Annotated in this window: 8 protein-coding genes; 2 read left to right on the top strand and 6 right to left on the bottom strand. The window is 50.8% G+C overall.

Translation table 11 applies throughout. The features are described 5' to 3' along the window. The first annotated feature begins 255 nt into the window (after positions 1-255). Entirely contained in the window at positions 256-1,218 is a 963-nt protein-coding gene (locus ACNRUY_RS07675; protein WP_488111064.1) for a hypothetical protein, read from the top strand. Here the strand turns inward: ACNRUY_RS07675 and folK are convergent. The 3 genes from folK to ACNRUY_RS07660 form a co-directional block, all read right to left on the bottom strand. Then, positions 1,215-1,727 (bottom strand): 2-amino-4-hydroxy-6-hydroxymethyldihydropteridine diphosphokinase, encoded by a 513-nt coding sequence (folK, locus tag ACNRUY_RS07670; RefSeq protein ID WP_488111063.1) that lies wholly within the window; start codon positions 1,725-1,727, stop codon positions 1,215-1,217. The two genes, ACNRUY_RS07675 and folK, sit on opposite strands and share 4 nt — an antisense overlap. Next, positions 1,727-3,199 carry a polynucleotide adenylyltransferase PcnB gene (pcnB, locus tag ACNRUY_RS07665; RefSeq protein WP_488111062.1) on the bottom strand — a complete coding sequence of 491 codons (1,473 nt, stop codon included), beginning with the start codon at positions 3,197-3,199 and terminating at the stop codon, positions 1,727-1,729. Before pcnB ends, folK begins: the two co-directional genes overlap by 1 nt. Positions 3,200-3,861: 662 nt before the next feature. Further along, entirely contained in the window at positions 3,862-5,076 is a 1,215-nt protein-coding gene (locus ACNRUY_RS07660) for a retroviral-like aspartic protease family protein (protein ID WP_488111061.1), read from the bottom strand. A gap of 378 nt (positions 5,077-5,454) precedes the next feature. Between ACNRUY_RS07660 and elbB the strand changes: the two genes are divergently transcribed. Then, complete coding sequence (gene elbB / locus ACNRUY_RS07655; protein ID WP_488111060.1) at positions 5,455-6,120, top strand: isoprenoid biosynthesis glyoxalase ElbB; 666 nt, start codon at positions 5,455-5,457, stop codon at positions 6,118-6,120. 60 nt (positions 6,121-6,180) lie between these two features. On the opposite strand, the gene mltA is transcribed toward elbB, so the two are convergent. From mltA to ACNRUY_RS07640, 3 genes are all read right to left on the bottom strand, one after another. Then, positions 6,181-7,275: a murein transglycosylase A gene (gene mltA / locus ACNRUY_RS07650; protein WP_488111059.1), complete on the bottom strand. Its 1,095-nt coding sequence runs from the start codon at positions 7,273-7,275 to the stop codon at positions 6,181-6,183. A 190-nt stretch (positions 7,276-7,465) separates the two neighbouring features. After that, complete coding sequence (gene ftnA, locus ACNRUY_RS07645) at positions 7,466-7,978, bottom strand: non-heme ferritin (protein WP_488111058.1); 513 nt, start codon at positions 7,976-7,978, stop codon at positions 7,466-7,468. Between the two features lie 121 nt (positions 7,979-8,099). Beyond that, positions 8,100-10,559: a phosphatidylinositol-specific phospholipase C domain-containing protein gene (locus tag ACNRUY_RS07640; RefSeq protein ID WP_488111057.1), complete on the bottom strand. Its 2,460-nt coding sequence runs from the start codon at positions 10,557-10,559 to the stop codon at positions 8,100-8,102. Positions 10,560-10,653 lie beyond the last annotated feature (94 nt).

Below are 10,653 nucleotides of genomic sequence, written 5' to 3'. Positions count from 1 at the left end.
CATTTTTGCCAGAAAGCGCTCTTTGCGGGTGGTTCTGCGTTTATGGACAAACTCACTGTCTGCGAAACTAAGCTGGCTCATGGACAGAAACTCAAGCTGGAAGCGATGGGAGTATTATCTCATGGCTAGGGACTTAATCGCACCTTCCCTAATAAGAATGTGTAATGACTGAATTTTGATAATTAGGAAATACGATAATGAAGATCTCTTTGTTTGCTAGGATCAGTGTTGTTTTATTTTGTTCGGAGTTTTGTCATGATTTCTTATTTTAAAGCGGTGTCTTTAGCAGGGGCCAATTACAGTGTTGGTCGTTTGGTTTCGAAGTATTTATTTCTTTTTGTTATGATGATGGCTTTTCAGGCTCAGGGAGATTTGAAAGAAAACTGGTTTGAACATTTGAGTGATACTCCTGTTTGTTTGAAAGGTAAAGTGCATGCGCGTTTTACTGGTGTGAGGGATGATGCCCCTTTGTCCAGTGGAAGCGATCGATTTGAAAAGAATTTCCAAACAGGTATTGTAACCAGGTTTACTGATCCTCAGAGTGGGAACCCTGCGTATTATTTTTCAGTTCGTAATGCAGATGACATGACTGAAAGTGCTGATGAAATGAATAGAAATGTGTTTTATAAGTGGATGATGGTTGCGTGGGAACGGATAGTAGGTGACAAAACCTCAGGTCGAGGTAATAGCATTGAAAGCCCAAGAATGGAATTAAAGGTGAATGCTTCTACTGATAACCCTGTATTAACCTTGAGTGGAGAGCTTCTTATTCCCTTTAATGATAAAAATTATGGTCTTCCTTTTGTGGGCAGGTCAATTGTCTCCAGTGATAAAGGCATGGATGATCAAGAGCGGACTGAGCTCTTCAAGCCAACCAAAAACAATAGGAAGCAGCAAAGAGCTGATGCCAATGCGGTAGCAAGGATACTTCGTGTTGAGCTAGAAGATGTTGGAAGTCAATATTGCCTTGAAAGGGATCTGGAAGTAGCGACTAATGATCAGTTGGTGGGAGCGAATAAAGGCAAACGTTATGTATGTGGTAATGATATTTGCCAGTGCGGCATGAGTGCCTGTGATGAACTTGATGTTGTCCAGTATGGTGGCAGGTGTGAATGGGATGTCGATTACGTTAAGAAAAAACTTCAGGATCATTCTTCAGTTGATTATGCCGCGTGTATAAATGGGCAGGAAGTTGCAGGTACTACCGCTGCCCCTTAAAACCACGGATAGCGTTCAGAAATCACCTTCAAGCCGTTGTTGCCAGCTTCTTTAGCCAGTGCAGCAACGGCTTTTCCATTAGGTAACACCAGTTCCGGAGCAATATCCTGCAGAGGGCAAAGCACAAAGTTACGGACATGCATCTGGTAATGGGGAAGGGTGAGCCGTTCACTTCTAATTACTTGCTCGCCATAAAGAAGAATGTCAAGGTCCAGGGTTCTGGGTCCCCATCGAACGCTTCTTACCCTGCCATGGTTGTTTTCGATGGCCTGCAAACTGTCCAGTAGCTGCAGAGGATCAAGTCCAGTGCTGACAGCCACGACGGCATTGCAATAGTCAGGCTGATCTTCCGGGCTTTCAGGCCCGCACAGAGGTTCACTGAGATAAAGCCTGGAGCAGGCAGTGACCTCCATGGAAGGGGAGCTGTCGATTTCATCGACGGCTCTCTGCAGCTGCAGACCGGGTTCTTCCAGATTACTGCCGAGGGCAATATAGCTGGTGGTGGGCATCAGGATTCTGCTCCGCTGGGGGCTCCACTGGAATTGTGATTTGGAGTTTGGGGCTTACGTTTTCTTCGGCGACGGCGATTGTTACCGCCTCCCTTGCGTGGACTCTGATTTCTCATGTCCCGGATCATTGCGTTACGGGTTTGCTCGTCGGCTTCCTGTATTTCAGTCCACCACTGCCCTGCACCTCCGAGGTTTTCACCCGCCTTTTCCCGAAGTACAAGGAAATCATAACCGGCACGGAATTTCGGATGTTCAAGAAGCGAGTCAACCAGCTTGGGTTGGCGGCGCTCAAGGCGATGCTGAAGATCCCATATATCCCTCACCACCATGGAAAAGCGACGGGGGATTGATGTGTGCTGGCACTGGTTGGTGATTACCGTCATGGCAGCCTGCTGATTGGCCGGTACTGGAGGCATTCCCTGTTCCTCCTGGTACTCCCTGGCCAGTCGACGCATGGGTGCCCATAACAGGGCCGCAAACAAAAAGGCCGGAGTCACAGGGCGCTGTTTTTGTATCCGTTTATCGGTGCTTTTCAGGGACTCGATAATCAACGCTTCCGCGAAGGCTTCTCTTTCTTCCAGGCAGTGATGGCTGGCGGGGAACAGCGGAGCAAAGAGCTGGTATTCCCGCATCAATTTGAAGGTGTTCACTCCCTGACCTGACTGAAGCAGTTTCAAGATTTCATCAAACATTCTTGCGGCAGGAATGTCGCTGAGCAGGTGAGACAGCTCCCGAATGGGCTGTTCCGTTTCTGGCGCCAGGGAAAAATCAAGTTTGGCCGCAAACCGGATGGCCCTGAGCATGCGAACAGGGTCTTCATGATAACGGGTAACTGGATCACCAATCAGTCGCAGCGTCTGTTGCTTCAGGTCCTCAATGCCGTGGCAGAAGTCCACCACACTGAAATCACGGCTGTCGTAATAGAGGGCATTGACTGTGAAGTCCCGACGGAGGGCATCGTCTTCCATGGAGCCATAGACGTTGTCTCTGAGGATGCGTCCGGATTCGGAATGACGGGATTTGTCCTTGCTATGGTGCACCTGGTGATTGGCCCGGAAAGTAGCCACTTCGATCATTTCCCGGCCAAAAAGGATATGAACCAGTTTGAAACGGCGGCCGATCAGGCGGGAGTTTCGGAACAGTTTACGGACTTCTTCCGGAGTGGCGTTCGTGGCCACATCAAAATCTTTGGGATGAAGGTCCAAGTACAGGTCTCTGACGCAACCACCCACCAGGTAAGCTTCGTATCCCTGGCTGTTCAGCCGATTCACCACCTTCAGGGCATTGTCACTGATGTGACGCCTGGAAACGGGGTGGTTGTCTCTTGGGATAATGCGCTTCCCTACCTGGCGGGGTTGTGGAGAAGGTGATTTCTGACGCTTGTTTCTGACCATAAACCAGAAGGTGAGAGTGCTTCCAAGCACCAGTACAGCAATGGCTGTGGAGTAGCTGAAAAGTCCGGTGCCTAGCATGATGTGTCTTGCATAAAATGGAGATACCGTGGTTAATCGATCCGCTCAGGCTGGCCACTGTGTTGGGGTATGCCTGTAAACGGAATCCGGGAACCAATGAAGTTAGCGCTATATGATAGCACTAGTCTTTCATCACACTCCATTTGTCTGATGTCTTTAGTCCGCATATTGCGAAAAGCCGACGAGCATCCCTATGACACATTGTGTTTTTGCGCTTTTTCATACAGTTCTTGTAAGGCAAGGGAACGATAGCCTTCTCATAGCAGCTGTGTGCAATATGCACGGTAGGTGGAGGTTGCGCTTCGGGGCAAGGGAAAATAAAAACGGAGGAGCCTTGGCTCCTCCGGTCAGTCAGGTGATTTATTGTTATTGTTGGCCTCACCCGGTGTTCAGCAAGCGTATTGTTTTGCGGGCTGGGTCAACCATCTCCCAAAACAATCGGCTTGGTAGATCCTGGTTATTATTATTATCAGATCCGGTTTTTATTATTTTTGTGCTCATAACATGGCATTAACTGTGCCATCTTTCAGTAAGTCCTTTTTAGACAATGGGTTAGCGGATTTCTGTGTTTTCTGTACTGTGTGTGGAGGTCACAAAGGTGTTACTTGTGAAGGTTAGTGGTGTTTCGGGTAACACTTGTCTTGGTAGTGGTTTCTGGCTATCTATCTTGGAGATAGCGACAAGGTGTTCTGGTTCTGATCGATAAAAAAGTGGAAGCGACCCAGCACATTCATGCCCAGCAAACCATCGGTGCCAGGGTGCCCCGGGTCTATCTCTACGATCTCAAGGTTATCCAGGGCGTAATTCCCAATCTGGAACTGCTTGACCCGATACAGCGGAGAAAGCCGGATGCCATTGGCTGTTTTAAGCTCTACGTGGCCGATGCGGAAGGCTTTCTTTTTCTCCCTCAGCCCTTGCAGAATACGGCTGGATAAGGTGGTCAGTGTGGCTCCGGTATCAATCATAAGACGAGTGTTGAACATTTCCCCTACGGTGGCTCCGGCAATGAAGTGTCCTCCGGATCCGGACAGGGGGATAACCCCGGTGGGGATCTCTGGTTCTTCCAGGGGAGGAGGGGGAAGCAGTTTGGCAAGGAGGCGGCTGGCCCCTTCGCCGTACTCAGGGTCGATCTGCAGTATTTGGAGCTCGTGAATCGCGCTGTCAACATCTCCGGCGGACAGATAACTCTCAGCTAGAACATAGTGGTAGAAATTGTAGTCCGGTTCCAGGTACGCCAGTTTTTGAAGCTGGGGAATCAGGGATTCCAGGTTCTGTGTCTTTTTCTTTTGTTCAAACAGGGCTTTAGCCAGGCTATGAATTTGCCGGTCAAAAAAGTCTGTCTCGTCTTTTTGGAAAACGTTTTGCTGGGTGTAGGAGCGGGCATCGGCAAAAACGTCAATCGCTTTTGTAAGCTGATCACTGGCCTGATAAAGATCGGCCATTCTTTTCAGCAATTCTGTGTCCTGATAGTAATACTGAGTGAAAAGCTCCAGTAATTTGATGGCGGCCTCATGGTTTTTCTGGTTTTCCCAAGTATCCAGCAGACTCAGAAGCTCTTTTCGAAGCTGGGAGCTGAGTTCAGATCCTTGCCGTTCATGATGCTGAAAAATGATCAGCGCATCGTCATTTCTGCCTTCAGTCAGGCTTCGGATAAATTCAATGAGTTCTCTGTCCCTGGGGGGGGAAGGGCTTTCTCTAAAGCGCCTGGTAGTTGAAAAGTCATCCGGTTGAATAATGATTGGAATGGCTTCCGGGCGGATTTGAGAATCCGAAGGGGAGGGGACTGAATGGTCATGCAGCCACCAGCCAGTCACCAGGCCGGTTGAGAAAAAGACCACTGTCCAAACCAGCAGTCTTAATAGGGGTATCAGCTGCAAAAAAGTCGTCTCCTGAATGTCCGGCTGGACCACAGCCGGGGTTGATTAATGATGAACATGCCCTTGTTTTTTCTTTGATAATGGACATCGGGTTATGTAGATGGTTTCAGAGGGCAGGATGCCAAGCTTTTTCCCACACTTAGCCGTTCATGTGTTGACTGTTAATTATAGGCACATAAATTTACCTTCATGTGACCCAGTCGTGTTGCATGCAGAAATTTAACCGTTACTCTGTTGTTGATGCACAATGCGCTTTAGCCGTGCTCAGTGAGCTCTGGTTAGAAAGCGGCTGGTTTAATCACGGGGAGCTTGCAGGATCGATGTTTGAAAGCATGAGTCCTGAGGCGCCTGGATCCGATAACAACGGGGGGCTTCTGAATGAATGCCAGCAAGAGTAAAACAGTGGCGGTCATCCTGTCGGGGTGCGGGGTATACGATGGTGCAGAAATTCATGAGTCGGTGTTGACGCTGTTAAGTATTGAGCAGCAGGGAGCCTGCTACCAGTGTTTTGCTCCGGATGTGAGTCAGCACCATGTGATCAATCATCTGACCGGTGAAGAGGCGGATGAAAAAAGGAATGTACTGACGGAAGCGGCCAGAATTGCCAGAGGAGACATCAAGCCTCTGTCTGCCCTGAAGGTAGGGGATTTCGATGCGGTGATTCTGCCCGGAGGCTTTGGTGCGGCTAAAAACCTGTCTGACTTTGCATTCAGTGGTGCAGAGCTTCGTGTTCAGGTGGATGTTATGGTCGCTGTGAAGGCTTTTGCCGAGGCGGGTAAACCAGTAGGCCTGATCTGTATCGCGCCAGCCATGGCGGGCCGCATATTTGGTAAGGGGGTCTGTGCAACCATTGGTAATGATCAGGAAACCGCCGCAGCTCTGGAGCAGACCGGGGTAGAGCATAAAGAGTGCAGGGTTGACGATATTGTGGTGGATGAAAACCACCGGCTGGTGACCACTCCGGCCTATATGCTGGCTGAGAGCATTACTGAGGCGGCGGCGGGCATTCAGAAACTGGTGGCCAGGGTGCTGGAGATGGCTTGAGCGGTCCAGACACCCGATCAGGATAACGTATTGATCTCTCAACTGAGGAGCTGATCTACATTATCGGGGAACCAGAACATACAACTTTCCAGCCGCTTTCTGGGCTCCAGCCAGGCGGGCGGCTTCTTCTCCAATCCCCATATAAATGTCCCCGCGGGCAGCTCCTTTAATGGCGCTTCCAGTATCCTGGGCGACCATCAGCTGGCGAAAGGGCTCACCGGTAGCCGTCAGAGTGGTTTCCAGCCAGACCGGCATCCCCAGTGCAATGACAGAAGGGTCAACTGCCAGGGTTCGCCATGCTATGGCAGGGACTCCCTGGGAAGTGATGGCTCCCTCCTCTGAAAAACTGAAAAAGATGTAGCGGGGGTTTTGTTCCAATAACCACTTCCGTTGGTGGGGATTCTCTTTCAGCCACTGCTGAATGGTCTCCATTGAAACTTCATCGAGCTCGCCTTTCTGTTTTAACAGTTTGCCAATGGAAACATAGTCGTGGCCATTGTTACCGGCATATCCGACGTGAACAATTTCTCCGTTTTCCAGCTGGATGTTGCCGGAGCCCTGAACCTGCAGAAAGAACTTTTCCACCGGGTCCTTTAACCAGAGCAGCACTTCATCGGGCTGAGGGTTGTGATGGTTGATTTGTGCCCGGCTGCTGTAAGGTTTGAGGTAGCCATCTTCTACCCTGCCCACCAGGCCCTTGCCACTCAGGCCAAAGTCCGACAGGCGCACTTTTACCAGGTCATCGGGCAGTTTCAGCAGAGGAACCGGGTAGTCTTTGCTGGCTGTCCGGCTGCCCTTGATCACCGGCGAGTAGTAAGCGGTATAGAGGCTGTCCTGATCCGGTTCAACCCGCATGGGAATAAAGTTCTGTTCAAAAAATGCCTTAAGCTGGCGGCTGGGGGTCTGGGCCAGCTCCTTACAGAGTGACTGCCATTGGCTGTATTCTCCCCATGGGCTTTTATCGGTGAGTACGGCAGGATTCAGCTGTTTACAGCTGTTGAGGAGGGCCGGTTTGACCGCTTCTGCCTGATGTTCGCTCCAGTCTTCCAGATCTTTGAAACTGACCTGCTGCTTTGGGCCGGTGGGCAGATTGCTGGCACAGCCTGCCAGCAGAAGGGTTAGCCCACATAGTGCATGACAAAAAAAAGGTTTCATGAAAAGCCGCTCTCAGCGTCCGTTTGCAGGGTTTGAAACTATTGTAACGGTTATTAAGAATGAAAGTGCAGAGGGATGAAATTCAGGGGATTATTGTGAGCGCTATCAGGATGTTTTATTAACCAGGAAAAAGCGCCTATCGGCTTTCAGGCATTTCCACGGCTGTGGGTGGAAATGCCTGGTATTTTAATTAAACCCCGGGAGCGGGCATGGCGGCTACCAGTTTGGCAATTTCCTGATCAATAAAATAGAGCCCCTTGTCTTCCATACCAATCATATCGATCTTATCCACAATGGCCTTGAACAGCTTCTCTTCCTCGTGTTGTTCAGCCACATACCACTGGAGGAAATTAAAGGTCGAATAATCTTTCTCGATGAAAGCGGTGTGGGCCAGCTCATTGATTTTACCGGTGATGGTGCACTCATGGTCATAAGTCTGCTCGAAAACCGACTTGATGGAGCTGTACTCATGAGGAGGTGCCGCGATGGCCCCGAGAATGGCCATGGCGCCGGTTTCGTTAACGTAGTCAAACAGCTTCTGCATATGCTCCATTTCTTCCTGGGCGTGGCGGCGCAGGAACGTCATGCAGCCATCCAGCCCCTGGCTTTCGCACCAGGAGGCCATCTGCAGATAGAGGTTGGAAGAGTAGAATTCAAGATTGATCTGTTCGTTGAGCTTGTCAATCATCGTCTGGGTCAGCATGAGGACTCCTGAGGCCTGTCTGAATACTGACAGGCATTGTACTCCATTCATTGCTTGCTGTGTGAGGTTCAAGGCATAGAGAGCGTTAAGCCGCCAGCTCCGTCAGGCGGCCTGCCTGGATTTAATCTACCCAGACCCACTGCTGGGTTTTGCCGCCGTGGAAGTCCCAGATATGAGCATTGCTGCCACGGATGCTCCAGGTTTTGCCGCCGTCAATATCAAAGGCTTTGCCGGGGGCATGGGCTGGACGGAAAGCGTTGCTTTCCCCCTGCTGCCAGCGCTGATTATTTCCGGTATGGCAGGACCAGAGAATGATGTCAGAGCCGTTGCCGGTCCCTCCCCCGGATACATCCACGCATTTAAAGCGGGCTGCTTTATTGTGCAGACGGCCAAGGCTGTCCTGGTACCACTTCTGGTACTGGTCATTCTGGCAGCTCCACTGGTGAACCCTGGCGCCATTGCCGGTGTTCTCATCTTCGAGATCCATACAGTAGCCTTTGCCATTTTTCAGGGAGCGATAGTTGAAGGGAATAAGGGTTCCATCCGTTGTGGTCAGGCTGAAGTGACCTTGTTGCCCGGCCTCGAGTGTGGCAGCTGCCAGAAGATACAGACCGGACTCTAGAGTGATGTTGATGCGGGCCTGTGATGCCGGGGTGTGGCTGCTGGAGGTAATTGGGTTGCCGTTGGCATCCAGTAGCAACAGAAAGCTGTCTGCATCTGAGGTCAGGTTCAGTGTCAGCGTACTTGTTTTCTCCAGGTTCAATTCAATCAGTGGGTTACCGGCGTGGCTGGCGCTGGGGCCTCCCGATTGACTCCAGACTCCGTCCACCTGGGTTCCGTTTTCTGGTTTCTGCTCGGGAATCCAGCGGTCATAAATGGCAGGGGTATACCAGTACCACATCTGGGTTTTCCCGCCATGATAGGTCCACAGGTGGCTGTTGCTGCCATCCAGGCTATTATCACCACCACTGATATCCAATGCCATGCCGGGAGCATGGGCAGGACGAAGGGAGTTATTGGTGCTTCTTATCCACTTCTGGTTATTACCATCGTGGCAGTCATGCAGACCAATGGTGGTGCCTTCTTCTGTGCCGGAGCCTGATACATCCACGCAGCGGTTTGGGTTCAGTTTGCTGTGCAGGCGGCCTGTCTCATCCTGATACCAGAGCTGGCTGTCAATATCGGCCGGGTCGGTATGGCAGCTCCACTGGTGAACAGGGGTTCCATTACTGGCACTTCGACCTTCGAGGTCCAGGCATTTGCCCTTGCCATTACGAAGCTGGCGGTAAACGACGGTATTATCCGGTTCCGGAAGATTCAGCACCATGGCGTCGCCGGGCAACCATGTTCCTTCTTCTCCCGTGTCAGAATAGTTAATCCAGGCTTCCCGGATTCCCTTGGCAGAGGTTAACTGGTGGTTCTGATAGCCATTGCGGGGCAGGCCAAAGGTGCCACCAAACTCAGAAGCACAGACCTGACTGCCTTTGCTCCAGGGGCCTTTGGTCTTACTGATCATCCATTGCCCACTGCTATTAAGGCAACTGTAGGGTCTGGCCTGTTCACAGCCAGCATCCTGAAAGCGACCGGAGGCTGTTTGAAGAGCACAGTTTTCACTGCTTCCACCGTTGGGCTGGTTGGCGTCCCAACTCCAGATAGCGGCCCCGTGTCGTGGATCATTGTGATCCAGCTGGTCAAGGCCAATCACACCTACACCGCATTCAGTCAGGCGACTCATGTAGTTTGCGTCGATGGCTTTGGGCGGGTCACCGAACCAGTCACTCAGATTTGTGGAATCTTCAAAAATACGGGACAGTCCTGATTGCAGGACCTTGGGGTTGAAGCTGTTGTTTTCGCAAGTGGGGGCCGGAGATAATTCGCTATTGTCAGTTCTAAACAGCGAGCCATGGGCATAGGCTTCCCAGCGGGTGCCGCCCGCTGCTCCACAGTGGTTGCCATCACCGTAAACCACTACCTGCTTGCCGGCATTCAGGATATCCGTTTTGCTGATATTGACCGGTAGGGCTGCTCCGCATTGACTGGCGGGATAAATTTTATCCCCAAAGTATTTGTCCAGAACATGAGACATCTCCTGGTAGTGGTTATCCATATGGTCTTCTATATAGAGAAACAATACCTGGTCCCGGTTTTGAGGCTGCCGCAGCCAGCTGTTGATTTCTGCGATTCTTTCTTCGATTCGTCCATCAAATTCACTGCAGCCCACGTGGGTATCTGTCCCATGACAGGCGATCAGCTCACTGCTGTACCAGTGTGTGTCAAGTTCAAGTAGCCGTACCCCCATTTCCAGTTGTTCGGTCAGGCTGTGTAAATGGTTGGGATCAATATAGCTGCCAGCATTGGCGTAGTGGCTGGCATTGTAGGCATTGTGGCTCATCAAAAGAGTGGCCTGGGCCAGAGGTGTATCCCGGTCAATCTGGCTTTGGAGCATTAACGCCCGGTATTGCCAGCTGTTTCTGTAGGTCTCAATGGCACTGTCGGCCAAAGTGGGTGAAATGGATAGCAGCAGTGTTAGAGGCAGGGACTGCAGTAGCCATTTCATTACGGAATTTGCATAGCGGCTCATTGGTTTTACCCATTTTTTTATTATTGGTTATGAAAATGCCACTACCTCTCTTTAAGGAATGAACACCTGGCTCAGCAGACACTTTCAAGATTCA

It is taken from the genome of Endozoicomonas sp. Z74 (genome assembly GCF_057680865.1).
This window is presented reverse-complemented; position numbering and strand designations above follow the sequence as displayed.